Raw genomic sequence first — 21,456 nt, 5'->3', positions numbered from 1 at the left:
GGTGCTCGCCGTGCTGTCCACCGCGCAGATCGCCGGCGGGATCGGCACCGCCGTCGGATTCGCCCTCAGTTCACTGGTGGTCGCCCAGCTGTCCGGCTCCGTCGCGATCAGCGGGCTGGCCGGAACCGCGACCGTGCTCGGCGCCGCGCTGATGGCGCTGCCGACCGCGAGAACCTCCGGCCGGGGCGGGCGCAGGGCCGGGCTGACCCTGGCCTACGGATGCGCCCTGCTCGGCTGCCTGGTCGCGGTGACCGCGATCACCGTGCGGTCGTGGCCGCTGCTGCTCGCCGGACTGGTGCTGTTCGGCGGCGCCGGCGCGGGAAACCTGGCCTCCCGCTACTCCGCGACCGACCTGTCCCCTCCGGGCCACTCCGCCCGGCACCTGTCGTGGGTGGTGTGGGCCTCGACGATCGGCTCGGTCGCCGGCCCCAACCTCGCCGAACCCGCCGAGCGTCTCGGCCGCCTGCTCGGCCTGGCCCCTGGCGCCGGCCCGTTCGTGCTCGCCCTGCTGGCCTTCCTCACAGCGCTGGCCGTCATCGCGACGGGCCTGCGCCCCGACCCCCTGCTGGTGGCCCGCTCTGTCGCCGGCTCCGCCCAGGGCGTCCCCCCGGCCGCCGCCCCCGAGAAGGCGGCCGGCGGGCGCAAGGGCACGCTGCGCACCGCGTGGCACGCCCTGCGCGAAGCGCCGGCGGCCTCACGGGCGCTCGCCGCCATCGCGGTCAGCCACACGGCGATGGTGTCGATCATGTCCATGACGCCGGTGCACCTCAACCACGGCGGCGCGACCTACACGGTCATCGGCATCGTGATCAGCCTGCACATCGCGGGCATGTACATCCTGTCCCCGGTGGTCGGCTGGCTGGCCGACCGGATCGGCCGGGTCCGGGTGCTCGTGCTCGGCATGGGGCTGCTGCTGGCGGCCGCCGTCCTGGCGGGCGGAGCGGGCACGCAGGACGTCGCGCGGGTGACGGCGGGGCTGGCGTTGCTCGGCGCGGGCTGGTCCTGCGGCCTGATCGCCGGATCCGCGATGCTCAGCGAGGCCGTGGGGCTGGAGCACCGGCCCGCCGTACAGGGTCTGTCCGACCTGCTGATGAACGTCTGCGGCGCGGCGGGCACGGTGGTCGCCGGAGTCATCGTCGGCGCGCTCTCCTACGGCGTGCTCGGCACCGCCGTCGCGGTCATGGTGACGGTCACCGGAGCCTGGCTGGCGCTCAGGCGCGCGTGACGGGGCGGCTCACTTGGCATCGGCGTAACAGCGCACCGCCACGGCCTGCATCGGGAAACGCACCGGCGTCGGGCCGAACAGCAGCCGGGTCGCCTCGTCGGCGGCCCTGCCGACCGCCGCGACCACCTCGTCCGCCAGCTCCAGCGGGCAGTGCACCATCACCTCGTCGTGCTGGAAGAACACCAGCGCGGCCGGGGCGGGCAGCAGCCCGCGCAGCACCGCCATGAGCGTGAGCGCCCACTCCGCGGCCGTCGCCTGCACCACGAAGTTGCGGGTGAAACGCCCCCGGTCACGGGCAGCCCTGCCGCCCTCCGGTCCCGAGACCAGCTCCCGCCAGCGCTCCGAGGGCGGCGGAGAGGTACGGCCCAGCCACGACCGCACCAGCCTGCCCTCCTCCCCTGCCCGGGCGGCGTCCTCGACGAACTGATAGGCCCTGGGGAAGCGCTGGCGCATCACGGCCAGCAGCTTGGGCGCGTCTCCGCTGGTCCCGCCGTACATCGCCGACAGCATGGCGATCTTGGCGTGCTCTCGCTCACCGCCGAACGCCTGGGCCAGCGCCTGGTAGAGGTCGATCTGCCCGGCGGCCCGGGCCAGGCCTCCGTCGTCCGCCATCGCGGCCAGCACCCGGGGCTCCAGCTGGGCGGCGTCGGCCACGACCAGCGTCCAGCCCTCGTCGGCCACCACGACCCTGCGCATCACCTTGGGGATCTGCAGCGCGCCGCCGCCGCTGGTGGCCCAGCGCCCCGAGACCACCCCGCCCACCACGTACTCGGGACGGAAGCGATCGTCGCGCACCCACTGGTCGGCCCAGGCCCAGCCGTGGAAACTGTGGATCCTGGCCAGCTCCTTGTAGGCCAGCAGGGGCGCGACGCCGGGATGGTCGATGTTCTTGATCTCGTGGGCCCGGGTCGAGGCGACGGGCACCCCCGCCGCCTTGAACGCCTTGACGATCTGCTGCGGGGAGTCGGGGTTGAACGGGGCGCCGAAGGCCTCGGAGACCTGGTCGGCCAGGGCCTGCAGCCTGGCCGGGCGCATGCCGTGCACGGGCCGCGGGCCGAGCAGTCCGGTCAGCAGCTCGTCGTGCACGTCCCGCCGCCAGGGCATGCCCTCGTGCCCCATCTCCGCCGCGGCCAGCGCCCCCGCCGACTCTGCGGCGACCAGCAGCCGGAACCGCCGGGGATCTGCGACGGCCTCGATCCGCCGGAGCTGGTCGGCGTGGACCTCGGCGGCCGGCCCGGCGTCGGGCGGGGGCGGCTCCTCCTCGAACAGCGTGGCCTGTCGCGCCTGCGGCTCGTGGTGGTCGTCGGGCACCGCCAGACCGTGCAGCCGGGCGTGGGCGGCGCGCGCGGAGCGGGGCTCGCCGTGCCGCCCCTCGTAGCCCAGCAGCAGGCCCTCGGTCAGGGCGAGGTCGTGGCAGCGGGCCACCCGGACCCCGGCGCGCAGCAGCGCGGGGTAGACCTCCCGGGTGTCGGCCCAGATCCATCGGGGCCGCGCCCGCTCCGGCCCGGCCTCGAACTCCCGCACGGCCGCCGCCAGGTCGGCGACGGCCCCGGCCTCCTGCCCGTCGGGACGCAGGACCCCCGAGGCGCCCGGCCCGGCGGCGACTGCCACGTTCATCCGTCCAGCCTGTCACGCCGGACCGACAGTTCCGCTCAGACGAGCGGGATCTCTACCTCGTCCTCGAGCGGGGGTTCGATCTCCTGCGTCAGGCAGCCGGTGGCCGCGAAGCAGCGGATCCTCAGGCTGGCGGGTGTCACGGAGACGTGCAGGAAGCTCTTGAAGAACGGCGGGGTGTCCCAGTCGGACAGCTCGGACAGGTAGCGGTGGAAGACCCTGCCGACCGGCAGCCGGAACGGCATCGGCCAGCCGCCGAGGATCCGCGCGGCCCACCGCATCCGCGCGGTGATGGGGACGTCCGGGATGTCCCTGGGCGGGGTGTTGCCGATCTGCTTCGACATCAGCGCCACCCCCTCCCGGGGGGTGAGGTAGAGCCAGCGCATCCGCAGCCGCTCGCTGTAGAGCTTGCTGTAGAACGACAGCGAGTCGCCCCGGAGGGGATAGCACCGGTAGTCGTCCTCGTGGACGCCGCCGACCGTGATCCTGGGGGTGGTGTGGGTGGCGTGCATGAAGGCCCCCGAGCCGCCGGCCACGAGATACTGGATCGTCCGCCCGCCCGCCCTGACCGGGAAACGCTGGTAGTTGTGCACGTCGCCGCCTATCGCGGCGACGTAGTTGTGCGCGGGGTCGACGACGATGTCGTCGATCGTGCCGCCGCCTTCGAGCCTGGACGGCTTGTACTCGTTGCGAACGTAGATCGGCTTGCCGGTGATCAGCATCTTGGGCCGGGGGTCCCGGGAGACCTCGCGCAGCCACCGCGTCTGCTCCCGGTCCAGATCGCCGTGGATCCCGGTGTCGACGCCGACGATGAGCAGCCCGGGCGTCTCCATCGCCCAGTAGGGCCCCGGCTGCGCGGCCCGCTGCTCGGGCAGGGCCCTGCGCTCGCGCGCCCTGGCCAGGCGGGCCTCGTCGATCTCCTCCGGTTCGCGCCACAGCAACCCGCGCAGCCCGGCGGGCGACAGCCTGACCCCCTCGCGCTCGGCCTTCAGCGCGGGAGCCTCGCAGAAGACCCGCATGAAGCCGCCGAGCCCGTCGTACCAGTCGTGGTTGCCGGGAACCGCGTAGATCGGCGCCCGGTAGCCGGCGTAGGGGCGGAAGAACTTGTTGTCGTACTCGTTGCCGGCCCCCGCCGGATAGATCACGTCGCTGGCGATGATCGCGAAAGCCGTGTCCTCGCCGATCTTGAGCATGCCGGGGACCACGGCGTACTGCGAGGCGTCACCCTCCCCCGTGTCGCCCAGGACGAGGAAGGAGAACTCGGGGCCGACGTCCATCGGGACGCGGAAGGAGGGATCGACGCCCCGGTCCCGCTGGGAGGCCACCCAGCGCGCCCTGACCTGGCCCGACGGGTCACCGAACAGGCCGGAGAGGATCTCGTTCCTCGACCTCCACAGGGTGCGCGGGCTGAGCCAGGTGAAGGTCTCCTTGCTGGGCACCAGCTGCCGGAACCTGCCGGGCCGGGCGCAGACCCAGCCGGCCCCCTCCTCCGAGATCCGGGAGGAGATCTCACGCCCACGCTTCGCGGCCTGCCCGACATCCACCATGCTCGTATTTTGGCGGTGATCTTAGATAGACGCACCCGTTTCACGAGGAATACCCCTGCCCGGATGGCGCGATCCCGCCCTGCCGGAAGTCATCCGAACGGGCATCCGATCCGCCGCGTGCGACGCCTCCGGACGCCCCGCCCCCACGCCTTTACGTTGTAGATCTCAAAGGGGCGGGATCAGCACGCCGGGGTTGAGGATCCCCTCCGGGTCGAGCCGCCCCTTGATCCCGCGCAGGATCTCCACACCCAGCTCGCCGATCTCGGCCGCGTAGGCCTCGCGATGATCGCGGCCTACGCCGTGATGGTGCGAGATCGTGCCGCCCGCCGCCACGATCGCGTCGCTGACCGCCCTCTTGGCCGTCTCCCACTGGGCGACGGGATCGCCGCTCCGGGCCGTGACGACCGTGAAGTAGAGGGAGGCGCCGGTGCCGTACACGTGGGAGACGTGGCACATCACCAGCGGCGAGCCGAGCGAGGCGTGCAGCGACAGCCGTACGGCGTCGTAGAGCCGGGGCAGGCCGGACCAGAACCCCGCCGTCTCCAGCGTCTCCACGGTCGCGCCCGCGGCGAGCAGGGAGTCACGCAGGTAGGGGGCCGAGTAACGGCCGCGCGCCCAGGACTCGCCGGGTTCCGGGCCGAGACAGACGCCGCCGGCCCCGGACAGCACGGCCGCGACGCGCTCCCGCAGCGAGGCGATCCCGCCGCCCGTCCCCGTCGTGGTCCCTCCGGCCCCGTCCTCCCCCGCCCCGGCCGGGCCGCTCTCCCCCGTGTCCTCGTAGCCCACGATCGCCAGGCAGCCCGCGCCGGAGGCCAGGGCACCGATCTCCCCCGGCCTGGCCAGGCCGACCATCGTCTCGGTCTCGTCGGACAGCCGCAGCACGGTGGGCAGCGGGCCCTCCTGCGCCAGCCGCCGCAGCGCGGCCGAACCCGCCTGGAACGACTCGAACCGCCACCCCTCGTACGCGCGCTCGGCGGGGGCCCGCCGGACACGGAGGCGGAGCGAGGTGATCACCCCGAAGGCCCCCTCGGAGCCGAGGATCACCTGCCGCAGGTCGGGGCCCGCGGCGGACTTGGGCGCGCGGCCGAGGTCGAGGGTGCCGCGCGGGGTGGCCACGGTCATGCCGACCACCATGTCGTCGAACCTTCCGTAGCCCGCGGAGGCCTGGCCGCTGGACCTGGCGGCGGCGAAACCGCCCAGCGTGGCGTATTCGAACGACTGGGGGAAGTGCCCCAGGGTGAAGCCGTGCCGGGCCAGGAGCCGCTCGGCCCGCGGCGCGCGCAGTCCCGGCTCCATCTCGGCCGTCATCGACTCGGCGTCCACGGAGACGAGCCGGTCGAGCCTGCCCAGATCCAGCGCGACGACCCCGGCGAAGCCACGCCGGTCCGCCGTCAGGCCGCCGACCACCGAGGTGCCCCCGCCGAAGGGGACCACCGCGACCCGGTGGGCGGCGCAGATCCGCAGCACCTCCAGCACGTCGGCGTGCGAGCCCGGCAGCACCACGGCGTCGGGCGCCTCCGAGCCGTCGCCGGCGCGCATGCGCATCAGGTCGGGGGTGGACTTTCCCCGGGTGTGCCGGACGCGGGCGTCGTCGTCGCAGCGCACGTGATCGGCGCCGACGGCGGCGCGCAGTTCGCCGAGGACGGGCGGCGGCAGCGTCACCGCGGGCAGCCGCACCTCCTCGATGCCCACCGCCCGCGTCTCGGGCGCGCGCACGCCCAGCAGGTCCCGCAGCAGCGCGCGGATCGGCTCGGGCAGTTCGGACGCCTTGGCGGGATCGCCCCAGCCGGACCAGAGCATCGGTTCCGCGGCGCTCGTCGGAGTTTCCACCTCTACACTGTGACATATGACGTCCATTCGTCACAATGTGATCCCGGACCCCGGGGACCCGGGCCCCGATCCACGCCCCGACCCGCGCCCCGATCCGGGCCCCGATCCACGCCCCGATTCGGGCCACGTCCCGCTCCCCGATCCGGTCCTCGACGCGGCCCGCGAAGTGGTGCTCGCGATCGGGGTCAGGCGGACCACTCTCACCGAGGTGGCCCGCAGGGCCGGGCTGTCCCGGATGACGCTCTACCGCCGCTGGCCCGACGTGCACGGTCTCGTCGCCGACCTGATGACCCGCGAGTGGGTGCTCGTCGCCGGCCGGTTCGCCACCGAGGACCCGGTCACCGCGGCGGTGGCGACGGTGCGGGCGCTGCGCGACCACCCCCTCTGGCGCAAGATCGTCGAGGTGGACCCCGAGCTGCTCCTGCCGTACCTGCTGAACCGCAGGGGCGCCGGCCACGAGGCCATGCTCTCGCTCGTCGAGGCGGCCGTCACGCGGGGGCAGGACCTGGGCACCGTACGGCGGGGCGACCCGGCGAGGCTGGCCGTGACGGTCATGCTGGCCGCGCAGTCGTTCCTGCTGTCCGGTCCGACCATGCTCGTCCCGCTCACCCGGGACGACCTGGACGCCGAGCTGACCACGCTGCTGGAGAGGTATCTCAGGCCGTGAGCTCCTCCCTCAACGCGGCGCGCCGCTCGCGCGAGCTCGCCGAGGTCCGCGACCTCGTGGTGGACGTGCTGGTCGTCGGGCTGGGGGCGACCGGCGCGGGCGCGGCGCTCGACGCCGCCTCCCGGGGCCTGTCCGTGGCCGCGATCGACGCCCACGACCTGGCGTTCGGCACCTCCAGGTGGAGCTCGAAGATGATCCACGGCGGCCTCCGTTATCTGGCCAGGGGACAGGTCGGGGTGGCGCGCGAGAGCGCGGTCGAGCGCGGGATCCTGCTGTGCCGTACCGCCCCGCACCTGGCCGGGGCGCAGCCGTACCTGCTGCCGCTGACCCCGGCGGTCTCCGGGCCGGCGGCGGCGACGGTGATGACCGGCTACCGGCTCGGCGACGGGCTGCGGATGGCCGCGCGCACGCCCCGGCGTCTTCTCCCCGGCCCTTCGCGGATCTCCGCGGAGCGGGCGCTGCGTCTCGTCCCGCCGCTGGAGCCGCGCGGCCTGCGCGGTGCCCTGCTGTCGTGGGACGGGCGGCTGGTCGACGACGCGCGGCTGGTGGTCGCGCTGGCCAGGACGGCCGCCTCGCACGGGGCCAGGATCCTGACCCGCTGCCGGGCGCTGGAGCTGACCGGAGACGGGGCGCTTGCCCGCGACGAGCTCACCGGGGACACCTTCGCGATCCGGGCCAGGGCCGTGATCAACGCCACCGGCGTCTGGGCCGGCCTGCTCGCCCCCGGTGTCCGGATGCGTCCCTCGCGGGGCACCCATCTGGTGCTGCGTCCGGGGACCCTGCCGGGGCTCGCGGCCGGGCTGCACGTGCCGATCCCCGGGGAGCGCGACCGGTTCGTCCTGGTGCTCCCCCAGGCCGACGGGCGGATCCACGTGGGCCTCACCGACGAGCCGGTCGAGGGGCCGCTCCCCGACGTGCCCACGGCCCCTGAGGAGGACGTGACGTTCCTGCTCGGCGTGCTCAACTCGGTGCTGGAGGCGGGGATCGGCAGGCGGGAGGTCGCCGGGACCTACGCCGGGCTGCGGCCGCTGACGGCCTCCGGGGGACGCGCCGGCCGGGGACGCACCGCGGACCTGTCCAGGAGGCACGTACTGCCGGTCTCCCCGGACGGGGTCGTGACCGTCGTCGGAGGCAAACTGACCACCTACCGGCGGATGGCCGAGGACGCGGTCGACCTGGTGGTACGGCTGCGCGGCCTGACGGCGGGCGGGAGCCGTACGGCGCGCCTGCCCCTGGTCGGGGCCGCGGGCACGGAAACGGGCATGGGCACGGGAAGGGGAGAAGGCGCAGAAGGCGGAGAGAACACGGGAGACGGGAGGCCTGGCGGGGTGCCCAGGCGGCTGGCCGAGCGGTACGGAAACGAGGCGGCGGCGATCCACGCCCTGGCCCTGACCCTGGCCGCGGAGGATCTCCGCCTGGCCGAGCCGCTGCCGACCGGGGTCACCGGGGCGGAGCTCGTCTGGGCGGTGCGGCACGAGGGAGCGCTCGACGTGGACGACCTGCTCGATCGCCGCACCCGCATCGGCCTGGTCGCCGAGGACAGGGCGGCGGCCCTCCCCGCGGCACGGGCGGCACTGGAACACTGACCGGCGGCGCCGACCCGCGACCGCGCCCGGCGGCCCCGAGGAGAGAACACCGGTTCCCGGCCGTGGCCGACGACTCCGGAGCGGCGGCACCCACCCGCCGCTCCCTGAGCGCCGGCTCAGGACGGCAGGCGGTTGCCTGCCGGTGTGAGCCTGTTGACACCGCTCCATTGAAGCAGGGCGACGGCCACGGGCACGGCGGAACGACTTTATTCGGCGACTCTGTTGACACCGGATCACCGGAGGGCATAGGGGCCCCTCACGTTCCCCCGGACGCCACCCGTGCCGCCGCACCCCACCCGCACCATCATTAGGTTAGTCTTACCTAAGTTGGTATAGAGGGCATGTGCGACCGCGGGGGAGCGTTCCGGATATGACAGTCAAGGGCTGTACACACTCCGAGGGGTGTCATACCGGTGACCTGCCCGTTCTCGCCAGCGCCACGGTCGGCGCCCGGTTCTGGCTGCTCATCGAGCACCCCGGCCCCTGGGCCTCCCACCTGGACGAATGTCTTCTTCCCGAAGACGTGCGCACACTTGTCAACCGGGCCACGAGCCTCGGGATCCGGCCCCAGCTGATCCGCCGCCCGGGACGCCGCAACCCCGTGGAGGGCGGCGTTCACGTCATGGTCGCCGACTCGACGGCGGCCGAGCCGTGGCTCGCCGAAGGCGTCGTCGCAGGTCCGGACGATCTTGACCTGGAAGGTTTGTTGGCCGGAGTGGTCCCGGAGTCCTGCATACTTGTGACTGAGCCGGTTTTTCTGGTCTGCACGCATGCCAAGCGCAACGCGTGCTGCGCCCGCATTGGATTACCCCTCGCTCGGTCATTGGCAAAGTCCTTGCCGGACAGAGTATGGGAAACATCACATGTTGGCGGCGATCGATACGCCGCCAACCTTGTGTGCTTGCCACACGGCCTTTACTACGGCAGCATGTCTCAGGCTGCTGCGATCGCGGCAGCCGATGCGTACCGGTCCGGCGAGATCATTCTCGACCGTTACCGGGGACGCGCAGGCATCCCTGAGCCATTGCAAGCCGCCGAGCATTTCGTCCGCGCCCACACGGGCGAACTCTCGGTCGGCGGAGTGGCCGTGGAGTCCTCCAGGTCGGACGGCGCCACCACCGAGGCATTTGTGCACGGTAGTGGCGTTCGTTTTCGGGTAGTGGTTGAACCCATGACGCTGACAACGCCATGTGGTACGGCTTGCGCCGACACGATCACTACCTATCGGCTGGTCGCACTGGACAGGCTCACCCCTGTGCGGTACGCCACGCCCGTCCTGACCTGACCGAGGGAACATCGCGGCTAATCCAGGCGTTGGACCCAAGGACGCCATAAACGTCCAATGCGGCATCAACCCGAAATACCTCTCACTAAAAGGTGGTTTTCTCATGTCTCAGGTACGTCGGCAGACCGCCCGGCCACGGCCCAGCTGGGGCTGGCAGGATGACGCCGCGTGCCGGGGCGAGGACCTCGTGCTCTTCTTCGGTCCTGACGGTGAGCGTCAGCCTGAGCGTGACATCCGCGAGCGGAAGGCCAAGGCGATCTGCGCCCAGTGCCCGGTCCGCGCGGAGTGCCTGGACTACGCGCTGTCCCGTCCGGAGAAGTACGGCACCTGGGGCGGTCTGAACGAGGACGAGCGCGCCTCCGAGCGTCGCCGTCGCATGCGCCGCGCCGCCAGCGCCGGCATCAGTGCCGTCGCCTGAGCAAGTACCTCCACCCGGCTTCCCCCTGACGTGTGATCTCGCTGATCCCCCTGCGAGATCACACGTTGTTGTGTGGGACGGGTGTTCACCCCTCGGACGGCCGCTTAGCCCTGCGGCGGAATCCTCGGAGTGTCCCGCCACCCGCGTGACGGCAGCGGCTTGACCTGGGGCGCCGAGCAGCTCGGACAGCTCTGGTCCACCCACGGCGGCGTGGTGACGATGCCCTTCCTGCGCCACACGACCGGGCGCCCGTCATCGGCGTGGCAGGCCTCGTAGAGGTCCCCCCAGACATGCAGGCAGCGCAGGCACTGGAAGTCCCATGCCTCGGCGACGGCATTGATCTCTCGCATGCTCTCTCTTCTCATATGGGTCCTGTGTCGGCCTTCGGGAGCGAACAGCCGGACCTATATGCGAGAGACACCCAGCAGGATCAGCCGGCAGGCCCCGGCGGGCAGCGCGACTGGAAAATCCTCTTTGGCCCACTCTGGACCCTTTGTCCCACCGGTGGGCTCGTCCACGGTGAGAGCGCGGAACAGTGTGGGCGTTCCGGTCCGCGCGCGCGAAGCGCGACGGCATCCGAGGTCGTCACAGCCGGGCGTGGCGGGCACCTCGTCGACGGGATGGCGATCCTCCGTCACCATCTCGACGCACTGCCGCTCGGCGGCCACCAGACCCAGATCGCCGGGATGCCAGCCCAGGCAGAGCCCCAGGCAGACGACAAGCGCGATCCACGACGCCATCCGGCGCCGGGCGAGTGCGCGTCCACGTGAACCGGCGATCACACTTAAAGGTTTGCCTACCCTGAGTAAGCAAAACCGGACTCTCGGTAATTGTTGCCGGGCCCCCGGGAACGCGACAGTGACCGCCCCGCTGAAACGGACGGCGTCCCGGCGGACCGGAATCCCCACCCTGAAACGGGGCGGAGATTCCGGTCCGGACCGGTGACGCGCCGGAACAGGCGGGGAGGGGCCGGGACGGGCTGGGACGGGCCGGCCGGACCCTCCCGGGGCGACCGGAGCACCGCCGCCCCGGGAGACGGCGGAACCGGACCGCCGGAACCTCAGGGGCGGCTACGCCCCGGCTTGCGCATCTCCTTGTGAATGATCTTCCACTTGTTCTGCAACTCCTTACGGAGCCGCGCGTCGCTCCTGGACGCCATCCACAGGGCCTCGCGCTGGAGTTTGTTCCAGCTCTCCAGCCGCCGTTCGGGGAGCGAGCCGTCCTCGATGGCGGCGATCACCGCGCATCCCGGCTCGCCGTCGTGCCCGCAGTCGGCGAACCGGCACCGCTCGGCGAGTTCCTCGATGTCGGAGAAGACCATGTCCACGCCCTCTCCCATGTCGTACAGGCCGATGCGGCGGATGCCCGGGGTGTCGATGACGAGGCCGCCGTCGCGCAGCGGGACGAGCTCGCGGTGCACCGTGGTGTGCCGCCCCCTGCCGTCGCCGGCCCTGACCTGCTGGGTCTCCATCGCCTCCGTCCCGGCCAGCGCGTTGACCAGGGTGGACTTGCCCGCGCCCGAGGCACCGAGCACCACGGCGGTGCGCGTTCCCTCCAGGTAGCCGCGCACGATGTCGACCCCCTCCCCGGTGAGGGAGCAGATCGCGTGCACGTCCACCCCGGGGGCGGTCGTGGCCACCTCCCGCATCAGGAAGTCGAGGCCGTCCCCGATGAGATCGGACTTGGTGACGAGCACCACGGGCAGGGCGCCGCTCTCCCAGGCCAGCGCGAGCAGCCGCTCGATCCGGGCGAGGTCGGCGGTGTCGGTGGCGTGCAGGGCGGGCTCGGCGACGAAGACGACGTCGACGTTGGCCGCGAGCACCTGCCCCTGGGAGTCACCGGACAGGCCGCCCCGGGAGACCCTGCCGACGCCGCCGCGCACGAACGCGGTACGGCGGGGCAGCAGCGCCTCCAGTTCGAAGCGCCCCTCGGGCAGTTCGCGGAGCGCCGCCCAGTCGCCCACACAGGGCAGGGCGACGGGGTCGGCCGCGGCGGCCCGCCGTATCCGGGCGCCGTAGTGAACCTGGAGCTGGCCGTCCGCGTGCAGCACCTCGGCCGCGCCTCGGTCGACCCGCGCCACCCGCGCGGCGGTCAGGCCCTCGGGGAGCTCGGCGGCGAGTGAGTCGTTCCAGCCGATCGAGGACAGCGGAAAGGAAACAGGAAAATCCTGAGAAGACAACGTGGGTACACCCTTTTTTGGAAGAGTCGGGTGCCCCTGTCGGACGTTCGGTCAGGCGGGCACCCGGAGGTCGGCTGAAGGCATGCGGAAGACAACGACCCTCATGTCCTCACCTCCAAGCTCTTCCGGCCGCCGGTCTCGCGACGGCCTCTCCCGCGGACGCGACGGCGTCCCCTTTCGGCAGAACTGTAACGCAGCCCCACCCGTCGCGCGCAAATCATTTCCCTCATGTCCGCCGTATCCGCCCGAAGATCCGGGACCCCGCGGCCGGACGCGACGTACGGCGGACGCGGGGCGGTACAGCGGGCACGGGGCAGGCACGGCGGACGCGCGAAGGCCCCGGGACGGCGAGTCCCGGGGCCTGGTGGCGGTCTCAGCGGTGGGCTCGCGGGCCGCGGGCCTCACCGGCCGCGGGGAGCCCGGATCGCGGGCTCGGCGGCCGGGGCCGGACGGCCCGGCGGGCCTACAGGCCGGGGGCCGGGAAGTGGCCGGTCAGCTCCCGCACCTCGCCGTGCACCCGCGTGATGACGTGCTTGGCCTCGTCCTCGTCCTTGGCCAGGGCGCTGACGACCTGGTCGATCCAGGCGCCGATCTGACGCATCTCGGCCACACCCATGCCCCGGCTGGTCACGCCCGCGGTGCCGATGCGGATGCCCGACGGGTCGAAGGGCTTGCGCGTGTCGAAGGGCACGGTGTTGTAGTTGGTCTCCAGACCGGCCTTGTCCAGGGCCTGCGCGGCGGGCTTGCCGCCGATGCCCTTGGGGGTCAGGTCGAACAGGATCAGGTGGTTGTCGGTGCCACCGGAGACCAGGTCGAAGCCGCGGCCCTTGAGCTCCTCGGCCAGCGCCTGGGCGTTCAGCACGACCTGACGCGCGTAGTCCTTGAACTCGTCGGTGGCCGCCTCCTTCAGCGCCACCGCGATGGCCGCGGTCGTGTGGTTGTGCGGGCCGCCCTGCAGGCCGGGGAAGACGGCCTTGTTGATCGCGGTGGCGTGCTCGTCGGCGGTGGCCATCAGCATCGCGCCGCGCGGGCCGCGCAGGGTCTTGTGGGTGGTGGTGGAGATGACGTCGGCGTGACCGACGGGCGACGGGTGGGCACCGCCGGCGACCAGGCCCGCGATGTGGGCGATGTCGGCGGCGAGCACGGCGCCGACCTCGCGGGCGATCTCGGCGAAGGCCGGGAAGTCGATGGTGCGCGGGATCGCGGTGCCGCCGCAGAAGATCAGCTTGGGCCGCTCGCGGAGGGCGATCTCACGGACCTCGTCCATGTCGACGCGGCCGGTGTCCTGGCGGACGCCGTAGCGGACCGGGTTGAACCACTTGCCGGTCGCCGAGACCGACCAGCCGTGGGTGAGGTGACCGCCGAACGGCAGGCCCATGCCCATGACGGTGTCGCCCGGCTGCAGGAACGCCAGGTAGATGGCGAGGTTGGCGGGCGAGCCCGAGTAGGGCTGGACGTTGGCGTGGTTCACGCCGAACAGGGACTTGGCCCGCTCGATGGCGACGGTCTCGATCTGGTCGACGACCTGCTGGCCCTCGTAGTAGCGCTTGCCCGGATAGCCCTCGGAGTACTTGTTGGTCAGGACCGTGCCAGTGGCCTCGAGGACCGCCTTGGAGACGTAGTTCTCCGAGGCGATCAGCTTCACGGTGTCGCTCTGACGGCGCTCCTCCGCCTTGATGAGCTCGGCGATCTGCGGATCGACGTTGGATAGAGAACCCATGGCGCCTTCACTCCCCTGTCATCGTTGACAACGTGCGAAGACCCAGGCGTACGGCCTCCGCTGTTCGCTCCCCGGTGGTCTCTCCCACCCAATGCGCCAGTCGCGCTTTAGACGATAGCGGACCGGCCGCGCTCAGCCCGCACGCGCTGTGCGGCCCACGCCTCCGACCGGCCAGAGCCGGTCCACCTCCGCGTTGAGCGTCGCGCCGATGAGCACGGCCAGCGCGGTGATGTAGAGCCACAGCAGCACCGCGATCGGGGCGGCGAGCGAGCCGTAGATGGAGACCGGGGAGAACCAGGCGGCGAGCACCGCGCGCAGCACGGCGGCGCAGGCGATCCAGATGATGAGCGCGAGCACCGCTCCGGGCAGCTCCCGCCACCAGCGCGTGCGCACCGGCACGCTCACGTGGTACAGCAGCGTCAGGAAGAACACCGAGCCGACGACGACGACCGGCCAGTAGAGGCTGTCGACCAGGCCGGAGTAGTCGGGGGGAAGGGCGCCGCGCAGCGCCACGGGGCCGAGGACGAGGACGGGCATGACCAGCAGGCCGACCAGCAGGCCCGCGAGATAGAGGCCGAAGGACATCAGGCGGGTGCGGATGATGCCGCGTTCCTCGCCGAGCCCGTAGGCGAGCGAGATCAGGTCCACGTAGACGAACAGCGCCCGCGACCCCGACCACAGGGCCAGCAGGAAGCCCAGCGAGATCAGGGACACCTGGTTCTCGGGTTTCAGCACGTCGTCGATGAGCGGCGTGACGACGGTGTCCACGGCGTTGTCGGTGAACAGCAGGTGGGCCTGCGTCTCGATCCAGTCGCTGACGTTGCGCACCGTCTCCGGGCCGAAGATCCGGGTGAGCTGGCCGAGCACCCCGATCAGGCCGAGCATGAACGGCGGCAGCGACAGCAGGGCGAAGAAGGCGGCCTCCCCGGCCAGGCCGGTGACCCGGTAGGTGACGCCCGCGTTCGTGGTGGCGCTCGCCAGTGCCCAGGTGTCCGTGCCCCGAACCCAGGACAGGCCCGCGCGCAGCCGGGTCCTGGCCGCGCCCAGGGTGCGCCTTCTGGACCCACGCCTGCGCGCCGGGGCGTCGGTGGACATCATGGCACCCAACCGTATGCGCAGCGCCCCTTGATCACGAGTCCGCTCGGCAACGATCGAATCTCGGCTCCGTCACCGTCACCACCTGCGGTAAGAGCGCTACCTGCGGTAGAACGCGTCCACGTCGTCCACGTCGACGATCCGGGCGCCCAGCGGCAGCAGGGAGACGGGGATGAGCTTGAGGTTCGCCACGCCCATCGGGATGCCGATGATCGACAGGAACAACGGGATCGAGGTGATCACGTGGCCGATGGCCAGCCAGATCCCGGCGACGACGCACCAGATCACGTTGCCGACGGTGGACAGGCAGCCCGCCTCGGGGTCGCGCACCACTGTCCGCCCGAAGGGCCACAGCGCGTAGGCGGCGATCCGGAACGACGCGATGCCGAACGGGATCGTGATGATCAGAATGCAGCAGACGACGCCCGCGACGACATAACCGAGCGCCAGCCAGATCCCCGCGAACACCAGCCATATGACATTCAACAAAGTGCGCATGATTCGAGGATCTCAGGCGGGACGGAAGCCGCCCCATCGGGTGGCCCCCTGAGAAACCCCTGATCCCAGTCGTGCCCTCCCCTTACCCGGAGGGCCCGCGAAGGCCTGGGCGACCTCCGTCCACGCCCGCGCCGCCGCACCCCGCACGTCGAGGAAGGTGTCGTCGAGGTGGCGGCGCCGGACCACGAGGAGACAGAAGTCGAGCGCGGTCCCCCTGATCACGTTCGCCGCCCCGAGCGGGCCCGCCGTCCACGGTGATCCGTCGGGCAGCGTCAGCTCGACCCGCACCGGGTCCGCGGGCGGTTCGAGGCCGCGGACCGTGAAGCCGTACGGCATGGCCCGCACCCCGAGCGTCGCCACGTGCCTGAGCCTGGCGGTGGGGATCCGCACGACGCCGAGCGCGTCCGCCACGTCCTGCCCGTGGGCCCAGGTCTCCATCAGCCGCGCGGTGACGAAGGAGGCCGCCGACATGTCGGGGCCGTACCAGGGCAGCCGGGCCGTGGCCTCCAGCCGGGCGAAGGCCTCCAGGCTGCGCTCCCTGGCCGCGCGGAACCAGTCGTGGAGCCGGTCGCAGGCGAGGCCGCGCGAGGCGGCCGCGAGCTCGTCGACCGCCGAGGCGCCGCGGTCGGCGAACGCGGCCCGCGCGGCGCGGAAGCCGTCCGGATCGGTCGCGGCGACGGTCGCGGCGTCGTCGAACCAGGCGAGGTGGCTGATCTGATCGCGTACCGCCCAGCCGTCGGCGGGGGTGGGCAGCTCCCAGGCCGCGGGTTCGAGCCCGCGGACGACGGCGTCCAGATCGTCGGTCTCCGCACACAGATCCGCCAGCAGCTCGCCCATCAGGCCCACGGCGCCTCCTTGCCCCGGCTCAGGCATCGTCACGGCTCAGGCCAGGGTAACCGAGCGATGTTCTACAAGGAACGGCGCACAATGGAAGAATGATCTGCGACAGGTGCAAGGAGCGCCGGCACGACGAGTGCCGGGGCGGCTCGTGGTGCGACTGCCAGCACCAGCCGACCGGCAAGGCGGCAGAGGGCAGAGAGTCGGCTCTGGCCTGGCCACGCCAAGGCTGAGCCTGGAATGTCCACATTGAGCCCAGAAAAAGTCCAGATTGTGGACCTCACATTGGACATCTCGGCTCACCAAGGTATCGTCGTGGACATGCCAGCGGACCCATTGCTCGTCGTGCGACGCCACGTCGACCTTCTGCGTGTCCGCAGTGCCATCTGTCGTGACGTCCGTTGACCGTCGCCCTCCGCTGATTTCACCCAGCTCGGGCGCGTAACAGGCGTCCTCCCTCGCGAGCGATTTTCCCCCGCACTCGACGACGAGGCGGCAGGTGGGGCCTGTGCGTGTCCGGAAATCACTCCACCGATTACAAAGGACGCGCACATGACGACCCCGGCCCGTCCGGCTAACCGCCACCACAAGCGCCCGCGAGGCGAAGGTCAGTGGGCTCTCGGTTACCGCGAACCGCTGAACAAGAACGAAGAGAACAAGAAGAACGACGACGGGCTCAACGTCCGTCAGCGAATCATCGACATCTACGCCAAGGGCGGCTTCGACTCCATCGATCCGGCCGACCTGCGTGGCCGGATGCGCTGGTACGGGCTCTACACCCAGCGCAAGCCCGGGATCGACGGCGGCAAGACCGCGATCCTGGAGCCCGAGGAGCTCGACGACCGCTACTTCATGCTCCGCGTCAGGATCGACGGCGGCAGGCTCGACCTGGAGCAGCTGCGCGCCATCGCCGACGTCTCCAACCTCTACGGCCGGGGCACCGCCGACGTCACCGACCGGCAGAACATCCAGCTGCACTGGATCGAGATCGAGTCCGTCCCCGACATCTGGAAGCGCCTGGAGGCCGTCGGCCTGTCCACGACCGAGGCCTGTGGCGACACCCCGCGCGTCATCCTGGGCTGCCCGCTGGCCGGGATCGACACCGACGAGGTCGTCGACGGCACCGACCAGATCCGGGAGATCTACGACAGCTACATCGGCGACCCGGCGTACTCCAACCTGCCCCGCAAGTTCAAGACCGCGGTGAGCGGCTGCCCCGCGCACTGCACGGTGCACGAGATCAACGACATCGCCTTCGTCGGCGTGGTCAACGAGCACGGCGAGCGGGGCTACGACCTGTGGGTGGGCGGCGGCCTGTCGACCAACCCGATGCTGGCCAAGCGGCTGGGCGTCTTCGTCGCCCCGGAGCGGGTCAGCGAGGTCTGGGCCGGCGTGATCGGCATCTTCCGCGACTACGGCTACCGCCGCCTGCGCCACAGGGCGCGCATCAAGTTCCTGGTCAGCGACTGGGGAGTGGAGAAGTTCCGGCAGGTCCTGGAGACCGAGTACCTCGGCCGCGCCCTGCCCGACGGCCCCGCGCCCGAGCAGCCGCGCGGCGGCCGCCGGGACCACGTGGGCGTCTTCCCGCAGAAGGACGGCAACTTCTACGTCGGCTTCGCGCCCAAGGTCGGCCGCCTCGACGGCGACAAGCTGCACGTGATCGCCGACATCGCCGAGCGGCACGGCTCGAACCGGGTCCACACCACGGTCGAGCAGAAGATGGTCATCCTCGACGTGGCCCCCGACCGGGTGGACAGCGTCGTCGCCGAGCTGGAGGCCAACGACCTGCGGGTCAACCCCTCCACCTTCCGCCGCCAGACCATGGCGTGCACCGGCATCGAGTTCTGCAAGCTGGCGATCGTCGAGACGAAGGCCACCGGGGCCCACCTGATCGACGAGCTGGAGCGGCGCCTGCCGGACTTCAAGGAGCCGCTGACCATCAACGTCAACGGCTGCCCGAACTCCTGCGCGCGCATCCAGGTCGCCGACATCGGCCTCAAGGGCCAGCTGGTCGTCAACGAGGCGGGCGAGCAGGTCGAGGGCTTCCAGATCCACCTGGGCGGCTCGCTGGGCGTCAACGCCGGCTTCGGCCGCAAGGTCCGCGGGCTGAAGACCACCGCGGAGGAGCTCCCCGACTACGTGGAGCGCGTCGTGCGCAACTTCGACAAGCAGCGCAACGAGGGCGAGACCTTCTCCGAGTGGGTCCAGCGCGCCGACGAGACGGACCTCAAGTGATCACCGACGACACGGCGGGGCGTGCGCCCCGCCGCGCCCGCGGGCGCGGCGCCGTGAACCGGGACGGGAGGAACCGATGAGCGAGCGAGCGGTCCCCTTCCACTGCCCCTACTGCGGCGAGGAGGACCTCGAACCCTACGAGGGCGACGGCGGCTGGTACTGCCGTTCGTGCATCCGCGCCTTCAAGCTGAAGTTCCTCGGCATCGGGGTGCGGTCATGAGGAGCGAACCCGACGCAGTGAGCGAAGCGGCCCGCGAGGAACGAGCGGTCCGCGTAGCGAATGAGGAGCGGTGAGCGAGCGATGACAGACGGTGAGCGAGCGATGACGTGTGACGCACCCGACGCAGCGATCGAAGTGGCCCGTGCGGCGAATGAGGAGTGGTGAGCGAGCGATGACACTGGTGGACATCGAGGTCGGGCTACGGCAGCAGCGTGGCGCGCTGGACATGCAGGACATCGTCGAGTCGGCGGCGCGCTTCCTCGAGGAGGCCTCCGCGCTCGAGATCATCCGCTGGGCCGCCGCCACGTTCGGTGACCGGCTCTGCCTGACCTCCTCCATGAGCGACGCCCTGTTGATCGACCTCGTGAGCCGGGTCAAGCCTGGCGTGGACGTGCTGTTCATCGACACGGGTTACCACTTCGCCGAGACGATCGGCACCCGTGACGCCGTGCGGCAGGTCTACGACGTGAACGTGATCGACGTCAAGCCGTCCAGGACGGTGGCCGAGCAGGAGCGCGACCTCGGCCCGCGCCTGTTCGGCCGCAACCCCGACCTGTGCTGCTACCTGCGCAAGGTCGAGCCGCTCAACCGCGCGCTGGAGCCGTACCTCGCCTGGATCTCCGGCATCCGCCGCGACGAGGCCAGCACCCGCGCCGGGGTCAAGGTCGTGGAGTGGGACGCCAAGCGCCAGATGGTCAAGATCAACCCGATCGCCCGCTGGACGCAGGAGGACGTCGACAACTACATGGCCGACAACGGCGTGCTGATCAACCCGCTGCACTACGACAACTACCCCTCGATCGGCTGCGCGCCCTGCACCCGCCAGGTCACGCCCGGCGAGGACCCGCGCAGCGGCCGCTGGGCCGGCATGGGCAAGACGGAATGCGGGCTGCATCTATGACGCCTGTGGTGTCCGCGACGTGGCGCCCGCGTGGCACGACGTCCGCACCGCCGCTGATCGCGGTGGCGCACGGGTCCCGCGACCCGCGCGCCGCCGCGACGGTGGAGGATCTGCTCGACCTCGTACGACGGGCCCGCCCGGAGATCCCCGTGCGCACCGCCTACCTCGACCACGCCCCGCCGACGCTGGCGATGGCGCTGTCCGGGCTGACCGAGGCGGCGGTGCTGCCGCTGCTGCTCACCGAGGCCTACCACAGCCGGGTGGACATCCCCGGGGCGCTGGCCGAGGCGGCGGCCCGCAGGCCGCTGCTGCGGGTGCACCGGGGTGCCACGCTGGGCCCGCACCCGCTGCTGGTCACCGCCCTCGAGCGGCGCCTGGCCGAGGCGGGGGTGGAGCCCGGCGATCCGGACACCGCGGTGGTGCTGGTCTCGGCGGGCTCCAGTGACCGCAGGGCCAACGCGACGGTCGCGAGGGTCGCCGCCGGGTGGGCGGCACGGCGCGGCTGGTGGTCGGTGACCGCCGCCTACGCCTCCGCCGCGGAGCCCACGCCGCAGGAGGAGGTCGGGCGTCTCCTGGCGGCCGGGGCCCCCCGCGTGGTCGTGGCCCCCTACCTGCTGGCTCCCGGCTTCTTCGCCGACAAGATCCGTGCGAACACCCTGGCCGCGGGCGCCGAGGTCGTCGCGGACGTCCTCGGCGCCGCCCCCGAGCTTGCGGCCGTGTTAATCGAACGTTACGAGCAGGCCCTGCGCGGGGCGGAGCGGTCGGCCACCGCCTGACCCGGTCTAGGGGCGCTCGAGAAAGCCTGACCCGGTCTCGGGGTATTCGGGATAGATGGTGGTCCCGGCGGGAGCCGGGGTCCAGGGCGGAATGCTCTCGTCGGCGAAGCGGCAGCCGGGACCGCTGTCGCACGACTCGATCCGGCGGTCGACGAGCGTGAAGCGCATCTCGGCGCGCTTCCCGTCCGCGAACCCCAGCACCCGCTGCGCGTCCCTCTCGTTCACCAGCGGCCTGCCGAGCCTCCTGACGGAGCCGGGGGGCACCACGGCGAACTCCAGGCGCCTGGTGCCCCGCGGCACCGTCACAGTGACCCCGACGGTCTTCTCGCCGCCGGCCATGAGTTCCTTGGTCCCGAAGGTCTCTTTGCCGTCGACGGCCAGGATCTGGTTGCACACCAGGCCGTTGCGGTAGACGCCGTCCAGCCAGTAGAGCATCTCCGCCTCGGGCGGGCACTCGACCACTCCCCAGCCGTCTCCGCCCTCCTGGTCCTGCGGGACGTCGACGGCGATGCGCTCCCCCATCCGGGAGAACCGCCTGTCCAGGATGTCGACGGAGACCTCGCGGGCGCCGTACCTGGGCGAGGGCTGGGCCATCACCCCGCTCCAGATGTCGTCGGGGACCCCGGCGCCCCCCGAGCCGGGCAGGGTCAGCGCCGCCGCGACCGCGAGCCCGGCCGCGACCGCCCCGCCCAGCAGGCGCAGGCGGCGGCGCCTGATCACGCCGATCCGCCGGTTCACCCCGGCGACGGTCACCCCGGCGCCGGAGGCGTCTTCGGCTTCCTCGTGGAGAAGATCGCGCAGGTCCGATTCGGTGATCATGATG

Annotated in this window: 21 protein-coding genes and 1 riboswitch; of the genes, 10 read left to right on the top strand and 11 right to left on the bottom strand. The window is 71.8% G+C overall.

Annotated features, from left to right (window positions below):
* Position 1: 1 nt before the first annotated feature.
* Positions 2-1,225 carry an MFS transporter gene (locus AB0N02_RS07380; RefSeq protein WP_363943662.1) on the top strand — a complete coding sequence of 408 codons (1,224 nt, stop codon included), beginning with the start codon at positions 2-4 and terminating at the stop codon, positions 1,223-1,225.
* A gap of 9 nt (positions 1,226-1,234) precedes the next feature.
* Here AB0N02_RS07380 and AB0N02_RS07375 read toward each other — a convergent pair whose 3' ends face one another.
* The 3 genes from AB0N02_RS07375 to AB0N02_RS07365 form a co-directional block, all read right to left on the bottom strand.
* Positions 1,235-2,842 (bottom strand): bifunctional 3'-5' exonuclease/DNA polymerase, encoded by a 1,608-nt coding sequence (locus AB0N02_RS07375; RefSeq protein WP_363943660.1) that lies wholly within the window; start codon positions 2,840-2,842, stop codon positions 1,235-1,237.
* A 35-nt stretch (positions 2,843-2,877) separates the two neighbouring features.
* On the bottom strand, positions 2,878-4,386 hold the full coding sequence (locus tag AB0N02_RS07370; protein ID WP_363943659.1) for a metallophosphoesterase: 1,509 nt from the start codon (positions 4,384-4,386) through the stop codon (positions 2,878-2,880).
* 165 nt (positions 4,387-4,551) lie between these two features.
* Positions 4,552-6,186, bottom strand: a complete 1,635-nt coding sequence (locus tag AB0N02_RS07365; RefSeq protein ID WP_363944216.1) for an FAD-binding oxidoreductase — start codon at positions 6,184-6,186, stop codon at positions 4,552-4,554.
* Between the two features lie 46 nt (positions 6,187-6,232).
* Here AB0N02_RS07365 and AB0N02_RS07360 point away from each other — a divergent pair, with 46 nt between their 5' ends.
* From AB0N02_RS07360 to AB0N02_RS07345, 4 genes are all read left to right on the top strand, one after another.
* Entirely contained in the window at positions 6,233-6,883 is a 651-nt protein-coding gene (locus AB0N02_RS07360) for a TetR/AcrR family transcriptional regulator (protein WP_363943657.1), read from the top strand.
* Positions 6,880-8,469 (top strand): glycerol-3-phosphate dehydrogenase/oxidase, encoded by a 1,590-nt coding sequence (locus AB0N02_RS07355; protein WP_363943656.1) that lies wholly within the window; start codon positions 6,880-6,882, stop codon positions 8,467-8,469. Before AB0N02_RS07360 ends, AB0N02_RS07355 begins: the two co-directional genes overlap by 4 nt.
* A gap of 370 nt (positions 8,470-8,839) precedes the next feature.
* A complete protein-coding gene (locus tag AB0N02_RS07350; protein WP_363943655.1) occupies positions 8,840-9,754 on the top strand; it encodes a sucrase ferredoxin in 915 nt (304 codons plus the stop codon).
* Positions 9,755-9,857: 103 nt separating this feature from the next.
* Positions 9,858-10,172 (top strand): WhiB family transcriptional regulator, encoded by a 315-nt coding sequence (locus AB0N02_RS07345; protein WP_012893126.1) that lies wholly within the window; start codon positions 9,858-9,860, stop codon positions 10,170-10,172.
* A 104-nt stretch (positions 10,173-10,276) separates the two neighbouring features.
* Here the strand turns inward: AB0N02_RS07345 and AB0N02_RS07340 are convergent, their stop codons facing one another.
* The 7 genes from AB0N02_RS07340 to AB0N02_RS07310 form a co-directional block, all read right to left on the bottom strand.
* Positions 10,277-10,522 carry a hypothetical protein gene (locus AB0N02_RS07340; protein ID WP_363943653.1) on the bottom strand — a complete coding sequence of 82 codons (246 nt, stop codon included), beginning with the start codon at positions 10,520-10,522 and terminating at the stop codon, positions 10,277-10,279.
* A 54-nt stretch (positions 10,523-10,576) separates the two neighbouring features.
* Positions 10,577-10,954: a hypothetical protein gene (locus AB0N02_RS07335; protein ID WP_363943651.1), complete on the bottom strand. Its 378-nt coding sequence runs from the start codon at positions 10,952-10,954 to the stop codon at positions 10,577-10,579.
* 278 nt (positions 10,955-11,232) lie between these two features.
* A complete protein-coding gene (rsgA, locus tag AB0N02_RS07330; RefSeq protein ID WP_363943649.1) occupies positions 11,233-12,351 on the bottom strand; it encodes a ribosome small subunit-dependent GTPase A in 1,119 nt (372 codons plus the stop codon).
* A gap of 463 nt (positions 12,352-12,814) precedes the next feature.
* The gene (glyA, locus tag AB0N02_RS07325) at positions 12,815-14,071 is read right to left on the bottom strand and encodes a serine hydroxymethyltransferase (protein WP_363943647.1); all 1,257 of its coding nucleotides are present in this window, start codon (positions 14,069-14,071) and stop codon (positions 12,815-12,817) included.
* Positions 14,072-14,104: 33 nt separating this feature from the next.
* Positions 14,105-14,185, bottom strand: a riboswitch (ZMP/ZTP riboswitch).
* 18 nt (positions 14,186-14,203) lie between these two features.
* Positions 14,204-15,169, bottom strand: a complete 966-nt coding sequence (locus AB0N02_RS07320) for a YihY/virulence factor BrkB family protein (RefSeq protein ID WP_363943646.1) — start codon at positions 15,167-15,169, stop codon at positions 14,204-14,206.
* Between the two features lie 96 nt (positions 15,170-15,265).
* Positions 15,266-15,664, bottom strand: a complete 399-nt coding sequence (locus AB0N02_RS07315; protein WP_363943645.1) for a YccF domain-containing protein — start codon at positions 15,662-15,664, stop codon at positions 15,266-15,268.
* A gap of 12 nt (positions 15,665-15,676) precedes the next feature.
* The gene (locus tag AB0N02_RS07310; RefSeq protein WP_363944214.1) at positions 15,677-16,501 is read right to left on the bottom strand and encodes a TIGR03084 family metal-binding protein; all 825 of its coding nucleotides are present in this window, start codon (positions 16,499-16,501) and stop codon (positions 15,677-15,679) included.
* A gap of 98 nt (positions 16,502-16,599) precedes the next feature.
* Between AB0N02_RS07310 and AB0N02_RS07305 the strand changes: the two genes are divergently transcribed.
* The 5 genes from AB0N02_RS07305 (at position 16,600) to AB0N02_RS07285 (ending at position 20,633) form a co-directional block, all read left to right on the top strand.
* Positions 16,600-16,734 carry a hypothetical protein gene (locus AB0N02_RS07305; RefSeq protein WP_363943644.1) on the top strand — a complete coding sequence of 45 codons (135 nt, stop codon included), beginning with the start codon at positions 16,600-16,602 and terminating at the stop codon, positions 16,732-16,734.
* A gap of 319 nt (positions 16,735-17,053) precedes the next feature.
* Positions 17,054-18,736, top strand: a complete 1,683-nt coding sequence (locus AB0N02_RS07300; RefSeq protein WP_363943642.1) for a nitrite/sulfite reductase — start codon at positions 17,054-17,056, stop codon at positions 18,734-18,736.
* 76 nt (positions 18,737-18,812) lie between these two features.
* Complete coding sequence (locus AB0N02_RS07295; RefSeq protein ID WP_344900914.1) at positions 18,813-18,956, top strand: Insertion element protein; 144 nt, start codon at positions 18,813-18,815, stop codon at positions 18,954-18,956.
* A gap of 172 nt (positions 18,957-19,128) precedes the next feature.
* A complete protein-coding gene (locus AB0N02_RS07290) occupies positions 19,129-19,857 on the top strand; it encodes a phosphoadenylyl-sulfate reductase (protein WP_363943639.1) in 729 nt (242 codons plus the stop codon).
* 8 nt (positions 19,858-19,865) lie between these two features.
* Positions 19,866-20,633: a sirohydrochlorin chelatase gene (locus AB0N02_RS07285; RefSeq protein ID WP_363943637.1), complete on the top strand. Its 768-nt coding sequence runs from the start codon at positions 19,866-19,868 to the stop codon at positions 20,631-20,633.
* Between the two features lie 6 nt (positions 20,634-20,639).
* Here the strand turns inward: AB0N02_RS07285 and AB0N02_RS07280 are convergent, their stop codons facing one another.
* Positions 20,640-21,452, bottom strand: coding sequence for a hypothetical protein (locus tag AB0N02_RS07280; protein WP_363943636.1), 813 nt, complete (start codon positions 21,450-21,452; stop codon positions 20,640-20,642).
* Between the last annotated feature and the right edge of the window lie 4 nt (positions 21,453-21,456).

This window comes from Streptosporangium sp. NPDC051022 (assembly GCF_040683035.1).
Lineage (GTDB): Bacteria > Actinomycetota > Actinomycetes > Streptosporangiales > Streptosporangiaceae > Streptosporangium.
Note: the sequence above shows the minus strand (reverse complement) of the source record. Positions and strands in the feature narration are given on the sequence as shown.

Coding starts and splice junctions, on each gene's coding strand:
- AB0N02_RS07375 (WP_363943660.1), bottom strand. CDS start 2,842: ATGAACGTGGCAGTCGCCGCCGGGCCGGGCGCCTCGGGGGTCCTGCGT.
- AB0N02_RS07370 (WP_363943659.1), bottom strand. CDS start 4,386: ATGGTGGATGTCGGGCAGGCCGCGAAGCGTGGGCGTGAGATCTCCTCC.
- AB0N02_RS07365 (WP_363944216.1), bottom strand. CDS start 6,186: ATGCTCTGGTCCGGCTGGGGCGATCCCGCCAAGGCGTCCGAACTGCCC.
- AB0N02_RS07360 (WP_363943657.1), top strand. CDS start 6,233: ATGACGTCCATTCGTCACAATGTGATCCCGGACCCCGGGGACCCGGGC.
- AB0N02_RS07350 (WP_363943655.1), top strand. CDS start 8,840: ATGACAGTCAAGGGCTGTACACACTCCGAGGGGTGTCATACCGGTGAC.
- AB0N02_RS07345 (WP_012893126.1), top strand. CDS start 9,858: ATGTCTCAGGTACGTCGGCAGACCGCCCGGCCACGGCCCAGCTGGGGC.
- AB0N02_RS07340 (WP_363943653.1), bottom strand. CDS start 10,522: ATGCGAGAGATCAATGCCGTCGCCGAGGCATGGGACTTCCAGTGCCTG.
- glyA (WP_363943647.1), bottom strand. CDS start 14,071: ATGGGTTCTCTATCCAACGTCGATCCGCAGATCGCCGAGCTCATCAAG.
- AB0N02_RS07320 (WP_363943646.1), bottom strand. CDS start 15,169: ATGATGTCCACCGACGCCCCGGCGCGCAGGCGTGGGTCCAGAAGGCGC.
- AB0N02_RS07315 (WP_363943645.1), bottom strand. CDS start 15,664: ATGCGCACTTTGTTGAATGTCATATGGCTGGTGTTCGCGGGGATCTGG.
- AB0N02_RS07310 (WP_363944214.1), bottom strand. CDS start 16,501: ATGGGCGAGCTGCTGGCGGATCTGTGTGCGGAGACCGACGATCTGGAC.
- AB0N02_RS07305 (WP_363943644.1), top strand. CDS start 16,600: ATGATCTGCGACAGGTGCAAGGAGCGCCGGCACGACGAGTGCCGGGGC.
- AB0N02_RS07300 (WP_363943642.1), top strand. CDS start 17,054: ATGACGACCCCGGCCCGTCCGGCTAACCGCCACCACAAGCGCCCGCGA.
- AB0N02_RS07295 (WP_344900914.1), top strand. CDS start 18,813: ATGAGCGAGCGAGCGGTCCCCTTCCACTGCCCCTACTGCGGCGAGGAG.
- AB0N02_RS07290 (WP_363943639.1), top strand. CDS start 19,129: ATGACACTGGTGGACATCGAGGTCGGGCTACGGCAGCAGCGTGGCGCG.
- AB0N02_RS07280 (WP_363943636.1), bottom strand. CDS start 21,452: ATGATCACCGAATCGGACCTGCGCGATCTTCTCCACGAGGAAGCCGAA.